Source organism: Paenibacillus favisporus (assembly GCF_040545415.1).
Lineage (GTDB): Bacteria > Bacillota > Bacilli > Paenibacillales > Paenibacillaceae > Paenibacillus_AQ > Paenibacillus_AQ favisporus.
Genome location: NZ_JBEPLV010000006.1, coordinates 482,182 through 502,335 on the forward strand (window position 1 = coordinate 482,182; position 20,154 = coordinate 502,335).

14 protein-coding genes are annotated in these 20,154 nt (G+C 58.5%); all 14 read left to right on the forward strand.

What is annotated here, in order from left to right; all coding sequences use genetic code 11:
* Window positions 1-125: 125 nt before the first annotated feature.
* The 14 genes from ABID47_RS26115 (at window position 126) to ABID47_RS26180 (ending at window position 19,921) form a co-directional block, all read left to right on the forward strand.
* Entirely contained in the window at window positions 126-1,835 is a 1,710-nt protein-coding gene (locus tag ABID47_RS26115) for an amylo-alpha-1,6-glucosidase (protein WP_354501149.1), read from the forward strand.
* Window positions 1,836-2,049: 214 nt separating this feature from the next.
* Entirely contained in the window at window positions 2,050-3,813 is a 1,764-nt protein-coding gene (locus tag ABID47_RS26120; protein ID WP_354501151.1) for a cache domain-containing sensor histidine kinase, read from the forward strand.
* Window positions 3,773-4,954 carry a response regulator transcription factor gene (locus ABID47_RS26125; RefSeq protein ID WP_354501153.1) on the forward strand — a complete coding sequence of 394 codons (1,182 nt, stop codon included), beginning with the start codon at window positions 3,773-3,775 and terminating at the stop codon, window positions 4,952-4,954. The genes ABID47_RS26120 and ABID47_RS26125 overlap by 41 nt, the downstream gene beginning before the upstream one ends.
* Before the next feature lie 131 nt (window positions 4,955-5,085).
* Window positions 5,086-6,351, forward strand: coding sequence for an ABC transporter substrate-binding protein (locus tag ABID47_RS26130; RefSeq protein WP_116233906.1), 1,266 nt, complete (start codon window positions 5,086-5,088; stop codon window positions 6,349-6,351).
* 25 nt (window positions 6,352-6,376) lie between these two features.
* Window positions 6,377-7,366, forward strand: coding sequence for a carbohydrate ABC transporter permease (locus ABID47_RS26135; RefSeq protein ID WP_076175657.1), 990 nt, complete (start codon window positions 6,377-6,379; stop codon window positions 7,364-7,366).
* Window positions 7,363-8,175, forward strand: coding sequence for a carbohydrate ABC transporter permease (locus tag ABID47_RS26140; protein ID WP_354501155.1), 813 nt, complete (start codon window positions 7,363-7,365; stop codon window positions 8,173-8,175). Before ABID47_RS26135 ends, ABID47_RS26140 begins: the two co-directional genes overlap by 4 nt.
* Window positions 8,176-8,228: 53 nt before the next feature.
* Complete coding sequence (lacZ, locus tag ABID47_RS26145; RefSeq protein WP_354501157.1) at window positions 8,229-11,378, forward strand: beta-galactosidase, LacZ type; 3,150 nt, start codon at window positions 8,229-8,231, stop codon at window positions 11,376-11,378.
* A complete protein-coding gene (locus ABID47_RS26150; RefSeq protein WP_354501159.1) occupies window positions 11,371-12,153 on the forward strand; it encodes an SDR family NAD(P)-dependent oxidoreductase in 783 nt (260 codons plus the stop codon). Before lacZ ends, ABID47_RS26150 begins: the two co-directional genes overlap by 8 nt.
* Window positions 12,154-12,254: 101 nt before the next feature.
* Complete coding sequence (gcvPA, locus tag ABID47_RS26155; protein ID WP_354501239.1) at window positions 12,255-13,679, forward strand: aminomethyl-transferring glycine dehydrogenase subunit GcvPA; 1,425 nt, start codon at window positions 12,255-12,257, stop codon at window positions 13,677-13,679.
* Window positions 13,676-15,247 carry an aminomethyl-transferring glycine dehydrogenase subunit GcvPB gene (gene gcvPB, locus ABID47_RS26160; RefSeq protein ID WP_354501161.1) on the forward strand — a complete coding sequence of 524 codons (1,572 nt, stop codon included), beginning with the start codon at window positions 13,676-13,678 and terminating at the stop codon, window positions 15,245-15,247. Before gcvPA ends, gcvPB begins: the two co-directional genes overlap by 4 nt.
* 294 nt (window positions 15,248-15,541) lie before the next feature.
* A complete protein-coding gene (locus ABID47_RS26165) occupies window positions 15,542-16,738 on the forward strand; it encodes a Gfo/Idh/MocA family protein (RefSeq protein WP_116233911.1) in 1,197 nt (398 codons plus the stop codon).
* Between the two features lie 319 nt (window positions 16,739-17,057).
* Window positions 17,058-17,810 carry a response regulator transcription factor gene (locus ABID47_RS26170; RefSeq protein ID WP_116233912.1) on the forward strand — a complete coding sequence of 251 codons (753 nt, stop codon included), beginning with the start codon at window positions 17,058-17,060 and terminating at the stop codon, window positions 17,808-17,810.
* A complete protein-coding gene (locus tag ABID47_RS26175) occupies window positions 17,779-19,461 on the forward strand; it encodes a sensor histidine kinase (RefSeq protein WP_354501164.1) in 1,683 nt (560 codons plus the stop codon). The genes ABID47_RS26170 and ABID47_RS26175 overlap by 32 nt, the downstream gene beginning before the upstream one ends.
* A 154-nt stretch (window positions 19,462-19,615) precedes the next feature.
* Window positions 19,616-19,921 carry a Dabb family protein gene (locus tag ABID47_RS26180; protein ID WP_354501166.1) on the forward strand — a complete coding sequence of 102 codons (306 nt, stop codon included), beginning with the start codon at window positions 19,616-19,618 and terminating at the stop codon, window positions 19,919-19,921.
* Window positions 19,922-20,154: the final 233 nt, after the last annotated feature.

Genomic DNA, 20,154 nt, shown 5'->3' on the forward strand with positions numbered 1-20,154 from the left:
ATTGTCCGGAAAATAAAGCCGTCCCCAACAAATGTGCAGGTACATGGAAACACCTGGCCGTTTCCCTTCCAGGAGCCGCGGTTTACAATGAAAGCGTTATATTCCTGGATAAAAGGAGAACAGCCATGAACTTTGACCTGAACGTAGTACCCTTCAGCCGCAGAGAGACGTTTTTGGCGGTATCGCTGCTGCCTGAGGGTAAAAATAGACCGGCCGGGCTGTACCTGCGCACCGTCCGGGGCGGGGACGACAAGTTCGGGGAGGCGTTCCGCATCGAGCTGCTGGATGACGCCGGAGAGCTTCTGCCGTTCAAGGCCGAAGCCAATCCCGCCAGCGTGAAGCTGGCTGCCCTCGACAGCGGTAGTTATGCAGAGCTGTGCATATCGGACAGCCGCACCGCGCGGTTACGGACCAGAGGCTGCGGCATCCGGCTGACGTTTCAGCCGGCGGCTTACGATTATGCCTACGAGGCGGTGCCCGGCAGCTGGGAAGTGAACAGCTTTACGCACGAATGCCGGTTTATGCTGACCCGTCTCGCCGGCTGCATGAAGATGGAAGTGATATGGGACAAGATCAAGAGCTCGCGCATCGTGGCTGAGTTCAGGCCCGACGGTGCCGCGGGTACGGCCGAATTCGCTATTGAAGAGTTCCGCACCGTGTGGAAGCCGCGGCCGGCCTGGGAGCCTTTTGAGGCGGCGGTGAAGGAAGCCGAGGCCGAATTCGCGGCCTGGCTGGATCACAGCCTTACGGTGCCGGCGCGCTGGCAGGAAGGGCGGGAGCTGGCGGCTTACATTACATGGTCGTGCCTCGTCCCGGCCGAAGGCTGCCTGACGCGCCCGGCGATGTACATGTCGAAGAACTGGATGACGAATATATGGAGCTGGGACCACTGCTTTAACGCCATGGCGCTGGTGCGCCACGATCCGAAGCTGGCGTGGGACCAGTTCATGATCTTTTTCGACCGGCAGGATGAGAGCGGGCTGCTTCCCGATTTTATCAACGACAAGTACGAGCTGTGGAACTGCAACAAGCCGCCGATCCACGGCTGGACGCTTGGCTGGATGATGCGCCGGACCGATTGGATCGGCGAAGCGCAGCTTCGGGAAGTATACGGGCCGCTGTCCAAATGGACGGATTGGTGGTTCCGGTACCGAGACGGCGACGGCGACGGCATTCCCCAGTACAATCACGGCAACGATTCCGGCTGGGACAACAGCACGGCGTTCAATAACGGCATTCCGGTGGAAAGCCCGGATCTGTCGGCCTTTCTGATTTTGCAGGCGGAGCTTCTGGCCGAGATTGCCGGGCTGTTGGGGAAGGCAGAGGAAGCGGCGCGGTGGCGCCTGCTTGCCGGGGATACGCTGGACGCCATGCTAAGCCATTTCTGGAAAGACGGCCGCTTCACGGCATGCCGGTCAGGGACGCATGAGCGTTCGCAAGGCGACAGCCTGCTGCTGTTCGTGCCGATCCTGCTCGGTAACCGGCTGCCGGAAGAGATACGGACCGCGCTGCTGCAGGGGCTGCGGGAAGAGGGCCGTTTCCTCACCGGCAACGGCTGGGCGACCGAAAGCGTCCGCAGCCCGTATTACCAGCCTGACGGCTACTGGCGCGGGCCGATCTGGGCGCCATCGACCATGCTGCTCGTGGAAGGCGCCGCCGCGGCGGGGGATACGGAGCTCGCCAGAGAGGTGGCGCAGCGGTTCTGCCGCATGCTGAACAAGAGCGGCATGGCGGAGAACTTCGACGCGCTGACGGGGGAAGGGCTGCGGGACAGGGCTTTTACCTGGACGTCGAGCGTATTTTTGATCCTCGGATATGAATACGGGGAACTATAGCGGGATCATGCACTTCTTCGGAAGGGACTTTTTGGAAAAGTCCTCCGGGGAAGTGCTTTTCCCGTTTCTGAAAGGTGCCTGGCTTCGGCAAACAAGGCGCTTGACCACGGATTTCTTGTAAGCGGTAACAATTGCGCGGCGAAAGGGCTCCGTCCCCTGTCCGTCCATGCTAGAATGCAGATAGACGACTACCGTGAAGAGGAGGGGACCCGCCATGAATATCCGCCGGCACGGACCGCTGCGGCGCTGGCTTCCGGCAGGAGCTTACCGCAGCATCCGGACCAAACTGCTCGTATGCTTTCTGATTGTGACGCTGATCCCGCTGCTCTCGCTCGGGGCGCTTTCTTACTACCAGTCCGCCAGTACGGTCAATTCCCAGTTCGGCCGTTACGGCGAGAACGCGGTGACCCAGCTGCAGCAGCAGTCGGACTCCATGCTTGTCCGCATGAAGCAGATGAGCCAGACGATCTACTCGTATTTGCTGGACCCCGCCCATGCGGACCTCGGGAGCGATCCGCCGGTCACCTACGGCGAAATCATGGAGAAGAACGACTTCGAATCCGTCCTGAGGTCGCTGGCTAACGACCAGACGGCCGGCATTTATATTATTACGCCATCCGGTTATTACTACGGCGAAAATAACCTCGACGTCGGCAAGCTCGCCGCTATTCCGGCCTGGAAGAGCATGCCCGCCTCGAATAGCGGCCCTTACTGGCTGGGCTTCCATATGCAGAACCATGCGATATCCGCCTCGGAGCAAGCCGGCCCGGCGGTCCTCGGACTGGCCGTGCCGATCCGGAACCCGGGCGGCGCCCAGGACGGGAGCACGATTCTGATCGAAGAGGACGCCCGGGAGCTGCTGCGCATGTTCCGGCAGTTCGAGGAGGACACGAAGGCGCATCTTTCGATTCAGGCGCCGGACGGCCGGACCGTTTACGAAAGCACGGAATCCTTTACGCCGAGAGATAACGATATCATCTGGGACAAGACACTGTCCGTCAATCATTGGAAGATCGAGGCGCGTCTGCCTGCCAAGGCGTTTTACCAGTCATCGGGAGTCATCCGGTCGAATACGGTCATCGTGGCGGTTTGGTCCTGCCTGCTCGCTTTCGGGCTGGCCTATCTGTTTACGTCCCGGTTTACGGGGCGGATCCGTTCCCTGAAGGAATCGATGCAAAAGGTCAGCTTCGGCAAACTGGACACGCGGGTTCCGGTCGAAGGACGGGACGAGCTCGGGAGCCTGGATATCAGCTTCAACCGGATGGTCAGCGGCGTGCAGTCGCTCGTCCAGGAAGTGGAGCGAAGCGAGCGCCTCAAGAAGGAGGCCGAGCTGAAGGCTTTTCATTATCAGATCAATCCGCATCTGCTCTTCAATACGCTGAACTCGATCCAGTGGAAGGCCAGGCTGGAAGGGGCGGAGGAAATCCGCCGAATGCTGTATCACCTGACGATGGTGCTGGAAGGCAACCTCGATATATCGCAGGAGCTCGTTACGCTGGAGCGGGAGCTGCGGATGATCGGGCACTTTTTGAAAATCCAGGAGATCCGTTATGGAGCCGTATTCCAATATAAGCTGGACTGCGAGGAAGATCTGAAACGGTTTGTCATCCCGCGGATGACGCTGCAGCCGCTGTTTGAGAACATTTTTTTCCACGGTTTTACCGACGGGGCCGGCATAATCGAGCTGCGTGTCCGGGAGCAGGGGGAGGAACTGCTGCTGGAACTAAAAGACAACGGGGCCGGCATCGGGGAAGAGAAGCTTGCGCAGCTCTTCGCTCCGAATCCCGAGCCCCGCGGCCGCGGCGGTCTCGGTGTAAGAAACGCGGACCAGAAATTCAAGCTGCATTTCGGCCCGCGGTACGGACTTACGGTACGTTCAATCAAAGGAGAGGGAACATCGATACTGATTCGCTGGCCCAAAAAGGAGGAGCATCCGGATGGAGAACGCAAACAACCTGAAAGTGCTGATTGCCGATGACGAGAGCATCGTTCGCAAAGGCCTGAGATCGACGGTGCCCTGGGAGCGGTTCGGTATGGAGGTCGTGGCCGACGCTCCCAACGGGGCGAAGGCGTGGGAAGCCTTCAAGGAGCATCGCCCGGACATCGTCATTACCGATATCGTGATGCCGGAGATGGACGGCATCGAGCTGCTGCGCAGGGTCAAGGAGGCCGAGGAACGGACGAAAATTATCCTGCTCAGCTGCCACCGGGATTTTGAATACGCACAGCAGGGCATCCAGCTGGGGGCTTCGGGCTACCTTCTGAAGACCGCGTTTGAGGACGAGGAGCTGGAAGGGCTGCTGGAGAAGCTGCGGCGGGATCTGCAGCGGCGTCCGTCCCCGGCACCGCTGGACGGGGAGAAGCTGGAGGCGCTCCTGTTCGGCTGGCTCAGCGGCAGCAGCGGAAGATTTCCCGCCGAGCTGGAGCGGCTTCGCGCGGAGGCGTGGCGTTTTGGCGGCCAGGACGTGCATGTGTACCTTGTCCGGACGGAGGGCTGCGGCATGCCGTGGGCCGAATGGCTGAAAGCGAAGCAGCTCGTACACAGCACGGGAAATGAAGCGGTCATCCCCTATGGCGGTGACGCCTGCTATTGGATCGTGCCGGAAGGGCTGCAGGAGGCGGCAAACAGCCTGCTGATCGAAGCCAAGGGCAGCCATGGACGGCTGAAGTGGTCCGCCAAGGGCCCCTTGGGCACCAGCAGCGGCATCGCGGAAGCGTTTCGCTCCCTGCATAAAGAGGCCGAGCTGGAACGGGCGTACGGCGTATCCGGCGGAGATTGGCCCGAGCCGATCCAAAAGGCGGTGCGGCTGCTTCATGAGCAGCCCGGTTCCGACTGGTCGGCGAGCGAGCTGGCGGAAGAGGTCGGGCTCAGCCGCAGCCATTTTTCCATCCTGTTCAAAAAGACGGTCGGCGACAGCTTTATCGCGTTCCAATACAAGCGCAAGCTTCGGCTGGCCCAGGGACTGCTGCGGGATACGGACCTGACGATGCAGGATATCGCCGAGCGGACGGGACTTGGCGACAGCAAGTATTTCAGCAAATGGTTCAAGCGCTGCACGGGTCAGACTCCAAGCCAATTCCGGACCGTGCAAAAAGGCGAATCGGACCGGACAGTTTGACACCCCGCACGAAAGTTCAAACAAAAAGACGCCAAATTGCCGATGAACGCACGTTTTGAACCGCTTTCAAAAGCGTTACGATGAAAGCGGTTCAAATATGAGATGCCTCATTCGCGAGAGGAGCTGACAATATGAAAAAACAGGTTTCACTTATCGTTCTTGCAGCGGCGCTGATGATGTCACTGTCGGCCTGCGGCGGCAGCGGGGGCAAGGCCGAAACGGCCGGCCAGGGCGGCGGCTCCGGATCGGAGAAGACGCTGCGCTTTGCCACCTGGGATACGGGGGATGCGCTCAAAATTGAGCAGGACATCGCCAAGAAGTTCGAAGAGAGCCATCCGGGCACGAAGGTGCAGGTGGAGGCATACGCGGACGGCTTTGATCAGAAGCTCGCTGCGGGCTTTGGCGCCGCCAATCCGCCCGACGTCATGTACATGTGGGATTTTCCGACATACCACCAGTCGCTGGAGCCGCTGGACAGCTATGCGGACAAAGACAAGGATTTAAATATTGACGACTTCTACAAGGGCCTGTTTAATTACGGCAAAATCGACGGTGCCCTGTACGGCATTCCGGCGGGCTTTACGACGCGGGTGGTGTATTACAACAAGAAGCTGTTTGATGAGGCGGGCGTGCCGTATCCGAAGGACGGCTGGACCTGGCCCGAATTCCAGGAGATGGCCGGAAAGCTGACGGACAAATCCAAGAAGCAGTACGGCTTCGGCGTCCGCGCGGAGAACGACACTTACGATCTGCAGGGGTTCGTATGGAGCAACGGGAGCTCGTTCATTTCTCCTGACGGCAAGACGATCGACGGTTACATGAACAGCAAGGAAACCGCAGAGGCGATCCAGATGTTCGGCGACATGGTGAAGAACGGCTCGGCCGTGCTGACCGGCGGTAAGGGGCAGCAGAGCGGCGACGACATTTTCAAGGCAGGCAAAATCGCTATGTGGGAAAGCGGCATCTGGCCGCTGGAGTCGTTCCGTCAGGCAGGGGTCGATGTAGGCACAGTTGAAATGCCGGCCTTCCCGGGCAAACCGGTCAAAGGCGTACTGGCTGAATCGGCGCTGTCGATCGCGAAGGATTCCAAGCAGAAGGATCTGGCCTGGGAGTTCATCAAGTTCTACGTATCCGATGCGTCAATCAAAATGCGGGTTGCCGACCTTCCGGTGCGTCAAAGCGTCGTGACCGAGCTGAAAAAGGACCAGGATCCGCTCTACAAGCCGTACTATACGATGCTGGAGCGTTCGGACAACACCCCGGCGTTCCTGCTGAATCCGAAGTGGAATGAGGTTAACCGGCAGCTCTCCGCCGCAGTGGAATCGGTCATGCACGGCAGCAATGCCCAGGATGTGCTGAACCAGGCCGTAAAGGACAGCGAGCGCTACATGAAATAATACCTGAAGAAAGAAGGTTTTTGAGATGGCTCAAACCTACCTCCACCCGGCACGGGAACAGTCAGCCGCCCTCAAGGCCTTGAAGAAACGCAGACGGGGTGGGGCTGCCCCCTACCTCTTCATTTTTCCGTGGATATTCGGCTTTCTGGTTTTCACGCTGGGACCGCTGCTGTTTTCGCTCGTCATTTCGTTCTTTGACTGGCCGATTGTCGGCAAAGTGACGTTTATCGGGCTTGGCAACTACGTGGAAATGTTCACCGACGATCCGCTGTTCTGGAAATCGCTGATGGTGACGCTGAAATTCGCCGTGCTGTTCGTGCCGCTGAACATCATTGTCGCCCTCGGGCTTGCGATGCTGCTCAACCAGAAGGTTCGGGGCAGCGCGATTTTCCGCACGGCGTTCTACCTCCCGTCCGTTATTTCGGGTGTGGCACTGGCCATGATCTGGTCCTGGGTGTACAGCGGCGATTACGGCATCCTGAACTACTTCCTGTCGATCTTCGGGATTCAGGGGCCGGATTGGCTGAACGACACCAAATGGTCGCTGGTCGCCATGGTCGTCGCCAGCTTATGGGGACAGGGCTCGATGATGCTCATTTTTCTGGCGGGGCTCAAAGGCATCCCGAAGGATCTCTACGAATCGGCCTCCATCGACGGCGCAGGCAAGCTTCGGCAGTTTGTCAGCGTCACGGTTCCGATGATCACCCCGACGATTCTGTTCAACCTGATCACGTCGATTATCGCGGCGTTCCAGCAGCTGACGCTGGCGCTGCTCCTGACGGGCGGGGGACCGATGAAGGCGACGTATTTTTACGCGATGTACATGTATGAGAACGCATTTAAATATTTCAAAATGGGCTACTCTGCCGCCAACGCCTGGTTCATGTTCCTGATCGTGCTGACGCTGACGTTCCTGGTGTTCAAGTCGTCGGAAGCGTGGGTGTTTTATGAAGGCGAAATGAAGCGCGGACCGCAGAAGAAGCCGAAGCCGGCGAAAGGAGGACGGGTAGGATGAAAAAGACGCTGAGCTATCTTGCGCTGATCGTCTTGTCCCTGCTCTTTATCGCGCCATTGTTCTGGGCCATTACGACAGCGCTCAAGTCTCCGCAGGAGCTGTACCTGTTTCCGCCCAAATGGATTCCATCCGTCTTCCGATTCAGCAACTTTGCGGATGCCTGGAATATACAGCCCTTTAACCTGTTTTTGAAAAACACGCTGATCGTCACGTTGCTATCCACCATCGGCCAGCTGGTATCCTGTACGCTTGTGGCCTACGGCTTCGCCCGGTTCGAATTCAAGGGACGGAACCTGCTGTTTCTGATCGTGCTGGCGACGATGATGATTCCGTGGGAAGTGACGATGATCCCGCAGTATATGGAGTTCAATTATTTGGGGTGGATCAACACGCTCAAGCCGCTGATCGTTCCGTCCTGGTTCGGCTCTGCATACTTTATCTTTTTGCTGCGACAATTCATCATGACATTACCGCGGGAATTAGATGAAGCTGCCACGATCGATGGGGCCGGCAAGCTTACCGTGCTGATGCGGGTGATCGTGCCTTTGATGGGGCCGTCGCTTATCCTGGTGGCGGTGTTCCAGATGATGAACTGCTGGAACGATTACCTCGGACCGCTCATTTTTCTGAACGACCAGACCAAATACACGCTGACGCTGGGCCTGTCGCAGTTCAAGGGCATGTACGGCGTCGATATGCAGTCGATTATGGCCATCACCTGCCTGATCTCCATTCCGCCGCTCGCCATCTTTTTCTTCGCACAACGCTATATCGTCGGCGGCATTGCGAGCACGGGCATCAAAGGTTGACGCCTCTTTCGAACAAGTGAGGAGATGCAGCCAGAGAGAAAGGAAGGGAAAGCATGCACAACACGAACATCCCCCGGGATTGGGACGATCTCGCCGTGCTGGAAAAGAACCGGATGAAAGGCAGAGCCTATTTCGTTCCTTATGCGGACGTCGAAGGGGCCTTGAGCGGCGACCGCGGAAGCTCGCCCTGGTTTCAATCGCTGAACGGCATTTGGAAATTTCATTATGCATCCAGGCCGGAGCTGGCGCCGGACGACTTTCGGGAAGAAGCGCTGACCGGCTGGGACTGGGCGGATATTCGGGTGCCGGGACACTGGCAGCTGCAGGGGTACGGCAGTCCGCATTATACGGACCTGGACTACCCGTTTCCGGTGGATCCGCCCCGGGTACCCAATGACAATCCAACGGGCAGCTACGTCCGGGAATTCGAGCTGCCGCCCTATTGGCAGGGAAGACGGATTACCGTCAAATTCGACGGCGTGGACAGCGCCTTTCATGTGTGGCTGAACGGATCGTTCGTCGGTTACAGCCAGGGAAGCCGGCTGACCTCGGAGTTTGACCTTACGCCTTATTTACAGCCGGGGGTCAACCGTCTCGCCGTCCGCGTATATCAGTGGTCGGATGGCAGTTACCTGGAGGACCAGGACATGTGGTGGCTGAGCGGCATCTTCAGGGACGTCTACCTGATCGCCGAGCCCGCCTCGATCCGCGTCGCCGATTATAAGGTGGTTACCGAGCTGGACGCAAAGTTTGAGCAGGGGGTGCTGAACGTTCGGCTTGACCTGGAAGGGGTTGAACTGGACGGAGGCGTCGCGCTGCGGCTGCTTGACCCTGAGGGGCAGGAAGCTGCCTCTGCTAATGAAGCAGTGCCAAATGGCTCCAGTACCTTGGATGTCCGCCTGCCCGTTGCTCATCCGGCTTTGTGGAGCGCAGAACATCCTGCACTGTACCATTTACTGATCATGGTAACGGACGCGCGCGGGAATCAGACCGAGATCATTGCGCAGCGGGTGGGATTCCGGCAGGTGGAAGTGAAGGACGGCAGATTCCTCGTAAATGGTAAGGCGATCCTGCTCAAAGGAATCAATCGGCACGACCATCACCCGGATACCGGCAGAACCGTGACTTTGTCCACGATGCGGGAAGACATCCTGATGATGAAGCGCAACAATATCAACGCCGTCAGAACGGCCCATTATCCGAACGATCCGCGGTTCTATGAACTTTGTGACGAATACGGGCTGTACGTGATGGAGGAGACGGATCTGGAGACGCACGGGTTTGAGCCGCTCGGGTACATTTCGCGCCTCAGCGACGATCCCGCCTGGACGGAAGCTTATGTCGACCGCGTCCGGCGCATGGTCGAGCGCGACCACAACCATCCTTCTGTCATCTTCTGGTCGCTCGGCAACGAGTCGGGCTTTGGCTGCAACTTCCGCGCCATGTCCGAGTGGTGTAAGGCGAACGATCCGACGCGCCTCGTGCATTATGAAGAAGACCGGGAAGCGGAAGTATGCGACATCGTCAGCACCATGTATTCCTCCGTGGAGAAGATGGAGGGCTTCGGGAAGCTGATGGACCATCCGAAGCCGCATATTCTGTGCGAGTTCGCCCATGCGATGGGCAACGGACCCGGCGGGCTTACGGCGTATTTCGATACCTTCGAGAAGTTCCCACGCTTGCAGGGAGGCTTCGTCTGGGAATGGATCGATCACGGTCTGCGCAGACGCACGGCCGACGGGCGTGACGATTACGCCTACGGCGGCGACTACGGCGACGTGCCGAACAACGGGAACTTTTGTCTTGACGGTCTGATCTTCCCCGACCGCACGCCGTCGCCTGGATTGATCGAATACAAGAAAGTCATTGAGCCGGTTCGTGTGGAGTGGGCGGAAGCAGGCCGCATCCGCATCACGAACAAGTATGACTTTATGACGCTTGAACATCTTCAGGCGGATTACAGCGTGACGGCCGACGGCCGTACCCTGCGCAGCGGTGTGCTGACCCTTCCGGCCGTGGGGCCGGGGGAATCGGCGGAGCTTGCGCTCCCCTTTGCGTGGGACCGTCCGGAAAGCGGTCTGGAAGCCGGGACGGAGCGGTGGCTGAACGTCGGCTTCACGCTGGCGGCTGACTGCAGCTGGGCGGAGCAGGGGCATGAAGTCGCCTGGACGCAGCTGGCGCTGCCTGATGTGGCTCCGGCAGAGGCGTCGCGGCATCAAGCAGCCCGGTCCGCTGAGGCTGCGAGCCTGCGCCGGGACCTGTCTGTTCAGGAACGAGGGCATGCGCTGATCCTGGCAAGCGACCGATTCCACTTGGAAGCGAGCAGGCTTGAACCCGGCATCACTTCGCTCCGGATGAACGGCAAAGAGCTGATCTGGCACGGACCGCGGCTGAACTTTTGGCGCGCGCCGATCGACAACGATATGTATGTGCTGGCGGACTGGCGGAAGGCGCACCTGAACCGGCTGACCGAGCGGGTGGACGGTTTCCGCTGGGAGCGGCTTGGCGCGGACGCGGTCCGGCTGGCCTGGTCCTCGCGGATCGCGCCGCCGGTATACGACTGGGGCTTCCGCTGCGAGACGTCGTACACGGTGACGGCGGACGGGCTTATCATCATGGACGTAGCCGGATCGCCGATCGGCACGCCGCCGTCCATGCTGCCGAAGATCGGGCTGCAGCTGCAGCTTCCGGGGGATTGTGAACGGGTGGCCTGGTACGGCCGCGGTCCCGGGGAGAGCTACTCGGACAGCAAGGAAGCCGGTCGCATCGGCGTGTACCGGAGCACGGTGGACGGCCTGTTTACGCCGTACGTGTATCCGCAGGAGAACGGCAACCGCACCGATGTGCGCTGGGTCTCGATGGCGGACAGCGCGGGGCTGGGGCTGCTTGCGGCGGGCTCGCCCGTACTGGAGTTCAGCGCAAGGCGGTACACGGATCAGGATCTCGAGCAGGCGCAGCACATGACTGAACTTAAGCCGCGCGACTACATTACGCTGAACCTGGACTACCGGCAGAACGGGCTCGGCAGCAACAGCTGCGGTCCGGCGCAGGCGCCGGAGCATGCGGTGAAGCCCGAACCGTTCCGGTTCCGGATGCTGCTGCAGCCGTATTTGGCGGAGGACCAGGTGCCGGAGCGGCTGAGCCGGCAGATGGCTGGGGAGGCCGCACGATACCCACTTAAGGAGGAGAACGAGGATGCTTAATACACAGGACGTTTTGAACTTGTCGGGGAAAGTGGCGGTCGTGACCGGAGGAGCATCCGGCATCGGCCTGGCTACCGCCGAGCTCCTGGCGGGCTTCGGCGCTCACGCCGTGCTGATCGATATCAATGAGGCGGCTGGGGAGTCGGCAGCCGCAGGCATCCGGGCCGAAGGAGGCTTGGCCACCTTCCGCCGCTGCGACGTCACCTCGGCCGCGGACTGCGAACGGACCGCGGCGGAGATCGCCGCTGATTTGGGAGGCATCCACATTCTGTTCAACAATGCGGGCGTGATCCGCCGCCAAAGCGTGACCGAGCTCGAGGAGCGGGATTGGGACCTGGTGCTCAACGTGTCCCTCAAAGGCGTCTACCTCCTCTCGAAGTACGTCATTCCGGTGATGGAGCGGAGCGGCGGAGGCAGCATTATCAATACGGGCTCCGGCTGGGGCCTTAAGGGCGGGGACCGTGCCGCGGCCTACTGCGCCGCCAAGGCCGGCGTCGTGAACCTGACGCGGGCGATGGCGATCGACCATGGGCCGGCAAACATCCGCGTCAACTGCGTATCGCCGGGCGATACGGACACGCCGCTGCTTCGGGACGAAGCCAAGCAGCTGCAGCAGGACGAGGCGGCGTTCCTTGTCGCCTCCGCCGGGGGACGCCCGCTCGAGAGGCTCGGCACGCCGCGCGATATCGCGAACGCGGTGCTGTTTCTCGCGAGCGACCTGTCCGCCTGGGTCACGGGCAGCGTGCTCGTCGTCGACGGCGGCGGGATCGCCTGACACGAAGCACGTTCTGATTTTTTCAACCCTATACTACAATCCCATCATTTCTTTAGTTCATTCTGTACAGAACGGAGGCGTTAACTTTGGCAGAACACAGAATGTATGCCCATCCTTATATACCGAATACCGTCCCGGAAGTCCGGGACGCCATGCTGCGGGAAATCGGACTGACGTCCATGGACCAGCTGCATGACGCCATTCCCGATCATCTGAAGCTGAAGCGGGAGATGGACCTTCCGCCGGCCATGAACGAATATGAGCTGCGCCGGCATATCGAAGGCATACTCGCCAAGAACAAGCACGGCGCGGATTACCTGAATTTTTTGGGGGCAGGCTGCTGGCAGCATTTTATTCCGGCGGTTTGCGACGAAATTAACCAGCGCTCCGAATTCGTGACGGCTTATGCCGGCGAGCCCTATGAGGATCACGGCCGCTTCCAGGCGCTGTTTGAGTATCAGAGCCTGCTGGCCGAGCTGGTGGATATGGACGTCGTCAACGTTCCGACCTTTGACTGGGCGCAGGCGGCGTCCACGGCGATCCGCATGGCCGGCCGCATCACCGGGCGGCGCACCGCCCTGATTCCGCGCTCGGTAGATCCGGATAAGGTCGCCATCATCCGTAATTACTGCACGCCGGTCATGGACATCCGCATGGTGGAGATCGACCCGGCCACCGGGAAAATGGACCTGGCCGATCTGGAATCCAAGCTGGACGGGGACACCGCCGCCGTCTATTTCGAGAATCCCGGGTATCTCGGCATCATCGAGGACCAGGGAGCGGACATATCCCGCCTCGCCCATGCCGCTCAGGCATTGTCGATCGTCGGGGTGGACCCGATCTCCCTCGGCGTGCTGGAGCCGCCGGCCCGTTACGGCGCGGATATCGTCTGCGGGGACTTGCAGCCGCTCGGCATGCATATGAACTACGGCGGGGGACAGGCCGGATTTATCGCAACCCGCGATGAAGAGAAATTCGTCATGGAATACCCGTCCCGGCTGTTCGGCATCGTTCCGACGGAAGTGGAGGGCGAGTACGGATTCGGCGACGTTGCATACGAGCGCACCTCGTTTGCGCTGCGGGAGAAGGGCAAAGAATCCGTCGGCACGCAAACCGCCTTGTGGGGCATTACGGCTGGCGTCTACTTGGCCCTGATGGGACCAAACGGCATGCAGGAAGTGGGGGGAACGATCGTCCAGAAGGCGAAATATGCTGCCAACCAGCTGTCCGGCATTCCAGGTGTATCCCTGCGCTTTGGCGGCACGCCGTTCTTCAAGGAGTTCGTCGTCGATTTCAACGGTACGGGACGCACCGTGGCCGACATCAACCGCCGGCTGCTGGACGAAGGGATTTTCGGCGGCAAGGATTTGTCGGCAAGCTATCCCGAGTGGGGGCAGTGCGCCCTGTACTGCGTCACGGAAATTCATACCCAGGCCGACCTGGACCGCCTGGCCGGAGCCGTCCGCGCCATCGTGGGCACAGGCTCCGCGGCGGCCGGAGCATCAGGAGAGGAGCAGACGCCATGAAACGGATTGTCAGGGACCGGAAGGTCCGCCAGTTCCACCAAGCCAAATGGGATGAGCCGGTCATCTTTGAACTGCACCGCGCGGGAGAGCGGGGCGTCATCCCGCCGCAGGCCGAACCGGCCGTTGCAGCGGAAGCCGGCGGCGTGCAGGACGCCATTCCGGCGAACATGCGCCGGAGCCAGGCGCCTGCCCTGCCGGAGATCGGCCAGGCCAAGGTGCTGCGCCATTACCTGCGCCTCTCCCAGGAGACGCTGGGCTCGGATTTGAACGTCGAAATCGGGCAGGGCACCTGCACGATGAAATATATCCCGCGGATCAACGAAATGCTGATCCGCAGCCCCCATATGACCGAGCTCCATCCGCTCCAGGATGTGAGCTCGGTACAGGGCATGCTGGAAATCTACTACAGCCTGGACCTTGCGATGCGGGAGATTTCCGGCATGGACGCCTTTAGCTTTCAGCCGAGCAGCGGCACCCAGGCGCTGCTGGCCATGGCTTCCATCGTGCGGGCTTACCATGACTCGCGCGGGGAGGGGGAGAAGCGTGACGAGATCATCACGACGATCTTCTCCCACCCGTCCCAGGCCGCGACCGCTGCCGTCAAAGGCTACAAAATCATCACCCTTCATCCGGACAAGGACGGATTCCCGGACCTGGAGAAGCTGAAAGCTGCGGTCTCTGAACGGACCGCCGGCTTCGTCGTGGCGAACCCGGAAGACACCGGCATTTATAACCACCGGATCCGCGAGTTTACGGACGTGGTGCATGCCGCCGGCGGGGTCTGCTACTACGACCAGGCCAATGCCAACGGCCTGCTCGGCATTACCCGCGCGAAGGAAGCGGGCTTTGACATGTGCTTCTTCAACCTGCACAAGACGTTTGCCGCGCCGCATATGTGCGGCGGACCGGCCACCGGCGCGCTCGGCGTGACGGACGCGCTGAAGCCGTTTCTGCCGGGACCGCTGGTGGATCAGGCGGCGGACGGGAGCTATGTCCTGCGGGAACAGGGCGGCAGCAGCATCGGCAAGGTCCGCAGCTTCCACGGCGTCGCCCAGACGGTGCTCCGCGCCTACGCGTGGATTCTCAGCCTCGGCGCGGAAGGGCTGAAGGATGTGGCGCAGACCGCTGTGCTGAACAATAACTATCTGTACCACAAAATCCTCCAGATCCGCGGGGCAAGCGCGCCATACATCAAGGGCCGACGCCTGGAGCAGGTCCGCTACAGCTGGAAGCAGCTGACCGACGAGACCGGCGTCACGACCGAAGATATTACGCGGCGGATGTGCGACTTCGGCCTGCATTACTGGACGTCCCATCATCCGTACATCGTGCCGCAGCCGTTTACGCTCGAGCCGACCGAATCGTACTCCAAGGAAGATCTGGACGAGTACATCCAGGCGCTGGAGCATATTTCAAATGAAGCGTACACGAATCCCGAGATGGTCCGGACGGCTCCTCATGCCAGCACGGTTCACCGCAACGACGAATCGTCCCTGGACGATCCGCGGCAGTGGTGCATTACCTGGCGCGCCTATCTGAAGAAGACCGAACCGTCAGCAGTGAAGTAACCACAAATGAACTTGTGAGACCAAGGCCACAGCCGAACCGATGGCTTTGGTCTTTTTTTATGGACTTGGCCCAATATAGTCCTCTTAGACATAAAGAGCGGCTGGCCAAGCTGGATCCGGGGGAGGAATAGGTCTTCCGGTTCCCTTACACTCGTTATCCAAAAAACACGAAAAATTTGGAGAAGGAATAACCCTTTTTATAGAGAACTATGCTTGTATAGTCCATAAAACAGCCAAAGATGGACTGCATTGTTCACAGCCAAAACAACCAAATATTTGGAGGAGTGATCGAGGGTGAAGGAGAAGGTGCGTGTTGGAATGATCGGTCTCGGCGCACGCGGCATGGGGCTGCTGAGAGGAATCATCCTGCATATGGAAGATGTCGAGGTTGTCGCGGTTTGCGACCTGTATGAAGACCGCTGCGAGGAGGCGGCGGGCTATGTCCAGGAGACAGGAACCGCCAGACCGCTGGTAACGACCAAATATCAGGAAGTTGTGGCCCTCCCAGGGCTGGACGCCGTTGTGATCGGCGCATCCTGGGCGGACCATATTCATATTGCAACGGCATGCATGGAAGCCGGGATCTACGTGGCCAGCGAAGTCGGCGGCGCCTATTCGGTGCAGGAGTGCTGGAAGCTGGTAGAGACGTACGAGCGCACCGGCGTACCCTGCATGATTATGGAGAACTGCTGCTACGGACGCGAAGAACTGATGGTGCTGAACATGGTCAAGCAGGGCGTATTCGGCGACATCGTTCACTGCGCCGGCGGCTACCATCACGATCTGCGCGAAGAAATTGCCTACGGCATCGAAAACCGGCATTACCGCCTGAACAACTATATTCACCGCAACTGTGAAAACTACCCGACGCATGAGCTCGGACCCATTGCTCAGATCCTGGGCATCAACCACGGCAACCGGATGGTATCCCTCGTCTCCATGTCCTCCAAGGCCAAAGGCATGCATGAATACGTTGTCCGGGAGAGAGGCGCCGATTCGGCGCTTGCCCAGACCGAGTTTATGCAGGGCGATATCGTTACTACCGTTATCAAGTGCGCCCATGGCGAAACGATCACGATCACGCTCGACACGACGCTTCCCCGCTACTACTCCAGAGGGTTTACGGTCCGGGGCACGAAGGGGATGTATGTGGAGGAGAACCATTCCATTTACATCGATGGACAGCATGACGAGCACCACTTTGACTGGAAAAACCAATGGGGCAACGCCGATTCCTTCCGTGAGCAGTATGAGCATCCGATCTGGAAGAAATTCATCAGCGAAGGCGTAAAGGGGGGCCACGGCGGCATGGACTGGCTGGTCTACTCCGAATTTATCGAATGCGTGAAGAACGGCACGGATACGCCGCTTGACGTGTACGATATGGCAGCATGGATGAGCATATCGGCTCTGTCCGAGGAGTCGATTGCGCTCGGCGGTCATCCGGTGGCGATTCCGGATTTCACGAACGGAAAGTGGATGAGTCGTTGATCGATAAAGCGATATTTAAGCGATATTTCTCGAAAAAGTGACCTGCAGCCATTTCGGAGAAACTTTCCCGAATGTACAGGTTACGGGCGCTGGCGATGAAGCCGGTGCTCTTTTTTTTGTTTAACCGCCGGCCATCCTTACCCTATGAGTGAACAAATTATTGAAAGCACTTTCACTTCATATGATATAATGCAATAAAAGCAGACATACCTAATATATCAATCACTTCCACCGTTTGCATCGTTAAAGCGCAGCAGCCGCTTGCCCCTAAAGTTCTATCCCTGCATATCATTAGTTCATAAGGAGACGAGTCCGTACGATGTTTAATGTTCTTGTAGTAGACGATGAGCATGTTCAACGAGAGGGCATCAAGGATTTGATATCGGAATACCGGTTTCCGTTCCACGTGCTCGAAGCCGACAATGGCCGCGCGGCCGAAACCATTTTGAACCGTCACCCGATCGATATTCTGATTACCGATGTCAAAATGCCGCTGATGAGCGGCCTCGAGCTCGGCAGGCTGGCGAAAAAAACGCAGGACAACCTCAAAATCGTCATCTGCAGTGGATACGACGAATTCGAATACGCGAAAACTGCCATTAAGCTGGGCGTCGTCAACTATCTGCTCAAGCCGCTTGTGACCGAGGAATTTTTGGAGGTGATGGAGGAGATTACGCATATTCGCCCCCATGCCGGCGAGCCGGAGGTGGAATCGGAGGAATCGAAGGTGATCCGCCAGGTGAAGGAGTTCGTGAAGGACCATTTTCAGCGCGACCTGTCCCTGACGGAGGTGGCTAATGAGGTGTACCTGTCCCCAGGATACTTGAGCATTTTGTTCAAGAAAGAAACCGGGATGAACTTTTCCAAATATTTGACCGACCTCCGCCTCCGCAAGGCAGGCCATCTGCTGCTGAACTCCAATATGAAAATTAACGACATCGCGGCGTTTGTCGGCATCGACAACACCTCTTATTTTTGCCGGCTGTTCAAAACCAACTACGGCGTGAGCCCATTACAGTATAGAGAGAGCGGGAATGTCCATGCTTCACTGGATCAAGAGCAGGTTCAATGATATCCGGTTCCGCAACAAGCTGCTGCTGTCCCACCTTTTTATTGCGCTGATTCCTATTCTGCTGCTAGGCGTTCTCGCTTTTATCCAGTCCTACCGCATCCAAATGAAGGAGCTGAAGAGCGAAGCTGCGGCCAGTCTGGACCAAGTGGCGAACATTCTCGATTATAAAATCAACCGCTACAACACGCTGAGCGAATTTATCGTGCTGAACCGTGATTTTTCGAAATTATTCACCCGGAACTATGCGGGCAACTACTTCGAGATGTTCCTCGATTTTCGGGATATTATGGACCCGCTCATTTCCAATACGAAAACGATGGACGACAATATCGAAGGCATTACGTTCTATACGTCCGGGGATTTGCTCGGCATCCGCGACAACATTTTGCCGCTCAGCGATTTGAAGCAAAAGCCGTGGTTCGACGGGTACCGGGGCAGGCATTGGGTGGTGGACGGCAGTCACGTCTACCTGGTGCAGGAGCTGATCAGCAATTTGAAGGACAGCAACTACATGGTGATCTCGGTCAATTACGACAGCATTTTCTCGGATATGGACAAGCTGTCGGATCATATTACCGTACAGATCGAGGGTCCGCAGCACCAGCCGATCTTCCGTGAACAGAAGGCGGACCCGCCCGCGCAAGGGGCGACCCGGCTCGACCGGACACTGAAAAGCAACGGCTGGACGATCCATTATTACCTCTCCAATGCGAATGCGTATGTCAACGCGCTGACGTTTTTCAAAATCACCCTGCTCGTCATTGGATTAAGCCTGCTCGTCGCCTTTTTCCTGATCTATATCGTGTCGAACAACTTCACGAGGCGGATCATCCACCTCAAAAACAAAGTGGACAAGGTGGAGCAGAACAACCTGGACGTGGTCATCCAGAGCTCCTCCCGGGATGAGTTTGGGGAACTGACGAACGGCATCGGCAGGATGCTGGGGCGCATCAACAGTCTGATTCACCAGGTGTATCAGGCGGAAATCGCCAGGCAGCAGAGTGAATACCAGCGGCTGATTAATCAGATCAATCCCCACTTTCTGTACAACACGCTGTCTTTTATACACTGGCGGGCCAAAAAGAAGCGTGATCTGGAAACCGGGTACATGGTATCGACGCTGGCCAAGTTCTACCGGACGACCCTGAACGGGGGCAGGGATATGGCGACGGTCGCGAACGAAATCGAGCATATCCGGGCGTACCTGGACCTGCAGCTCGTCATGAATGACGGGGACTTTGACGTGGAATTTCAAGTGGATGAAGATACGGCGGATTTGAAAATCATTCACTTCGTGCTGCAGCCGATCGTGGAGAACGCAATCAAGCATGGATTCACCCATCCGGAGGCTGAGGAAACTCCGCGGATCGTCATTGCGTCGCGCCGGCAGGAGGGCATCCTGACGCTGAGCGTAACGGATAACGGCGTCGGTATGACCCCTGTCCAGGCCGCCAAGCTGCTGTCGGCCGAGAACGGGGGAACCGGCGTGAAGAACGTCAACGACCGGATGAAGCTGTATTACGGGCCGACGTACGGCCTTGCCATCGACAGCGTTCCCGGGATGGGCACGACGGTCACCCTGACGTTTCCTGCGGAGCCGGCGGGCACAGCGCCGATGGGATTGGCCGAGAGCGCGGCTGCCGGTCCATAGAGGGTGGGATCAGCGGTAGCGAATGGGGCGTGTATCCGCTTCGAAGCGCCATTGGCCGGCAGGCGATCCTATTTTTAGCGAGTAGAAGGAAGAGCGGGATTCCGCATGGAAAGAGAGTAAGGAAAGAAAGAACGCTTGAGGAGGAAGAAACCACATGTTTGAACATTTGGTCTCATTTAAATTTAACCGCATTCTTGAACCGGAGCTGGAGCAGGAGCTCCTTGAACTGCTGTGGGGGCTGAAAGATCAGATCCCCGGCATTGTTGACCTCACGGCCGGCGTCAATGAAACGGAGGAAACGGAGAACATCCACGGGTTCAGCCTTGGGCTTCGCGTGACTTTCAAGGACCGCGAATCGCTGCAAGCCTATGGGCCGCATCCGGCGCATCAGGAATTTGTCCGCAAACTCGATGGCTTGATCGAGCAGGTCGTGGTGGTGGACTACCCCGTTCAAGGCTGAGCATCCATAATCGGTGAGGCTGTGTGAAGCGGGCGGTCGTGCTGCCTGTTGGCATATACCGGGGTATTCCCATGCTCAACGTCTGGTAGTTGCCTCCAGAGCCAAAAGAGCGTTCCTTCGGGGCGCTCTTTTTGTGTGTCGAATCCGCTGCGGGGCATTCATGAAAAAAGTGACACAGAACGGAAAAATGTGATATATACGATTTTTTTGCAACCGCATACAATTTTACTTGT

What these genes read in the sequence shown, in the direction of transcription:
- ABID47_RS26115 (WP_354501149.1), top strand. Translation starts at nt 126, where the DNA reads ATGAACTTTGACCTGAACGTAGTACCCTTCAGCCGCAGAGAGACGTTT.
- ABID47_RS26120 (WP_354501151.1), top strand. Translation starts at nt 2,050, where the DNA reads ATGAATATCCGCCGGCACGGACCGCTGCGGCGCTGGCTTCCGGCAGGA.
- ABID47_RS26125 (WP_354501153.1), top strand. Translation starts at nt 3,773, where the DNA reads ATGGAGAACGCAAACAACCTGAAAGTGCTGATTGCCGATGACGAGAGC.
- ABID47_RS26130 (WP_116233906.1), top strand. Translation starts at nt 5,086, where the DNA reads ATGAAAAAACAGGTTTCACTTATCGTTCTTGCAGCGGCGCTGATGATG.
- ABID47_RS26135 (WP_076175657.1), top strand. Translation starts at nt 6,377, where the DNA reads ATGGCTCAAACCTACCTCCACCCGGCACGGGAACAGTCAGCCGCCCTC.
- ABID47_RS26140 (WP_354501155.1), top strand. Translation starts at nt 7,363, where the DNA reads ATGAAAAAGACGCTGAGCTATCTTGCGCTGATCGTCTTGTCCCTGCTC.
- lacZ (WP_354501157.1), top strand. Translation starts at nt 8,229, where the DNA reads ATGCACAACACGAACATCCCCCGGGATTGGGACGATCTCGCCGTGCTG.
- ABID47_RS26150 (WP_354501159.1), top strand. Translation starts at nt 11,371, where the DNA reads ATGCTTAATACACAGGACGTTTTGAACTTGTCGGGGAAAGTGGCGGTC.
- gcvPA (WP_354501239.1), top strand. Translation starts at nt 12,255, where the DNA reads ATGTATGCCCATCCTTATATACCGAATACCGTCCCGGAAGTCCGGGAC.
- gcvPB (WP_354501161.1), top strand. Translation starts at nt 13,676, where the DNA reads ATGAAACGGATTGTCAGGGACCGGAAGGTCCGCCAGTTCCACCAAGCC.
- ABID47_RS26170 (WP_116233912.1), top strand. Translation starts at nt 17,058, where the DNA reads ATGTTTAATGTTCTTGTAGTAGACGATGAGCATGTTCAACGAGAGGGC.
- ABID47_RS26175 (WP_354501164.1), top strand. Translation starts at nt 17,779, where the DNA reads ATGCTTCACTGGATCAAGAGCAGGTTCAATGATATCCGGTTCCGCAAC.
- ABID47_RS26180 (WP_354501166.1), top strand. Translation starts at nt 19,616, where the DNA reads ATGTTTGAACATTTGGTCTCATTTAAATTTAACCGCATTCTTGAACCG.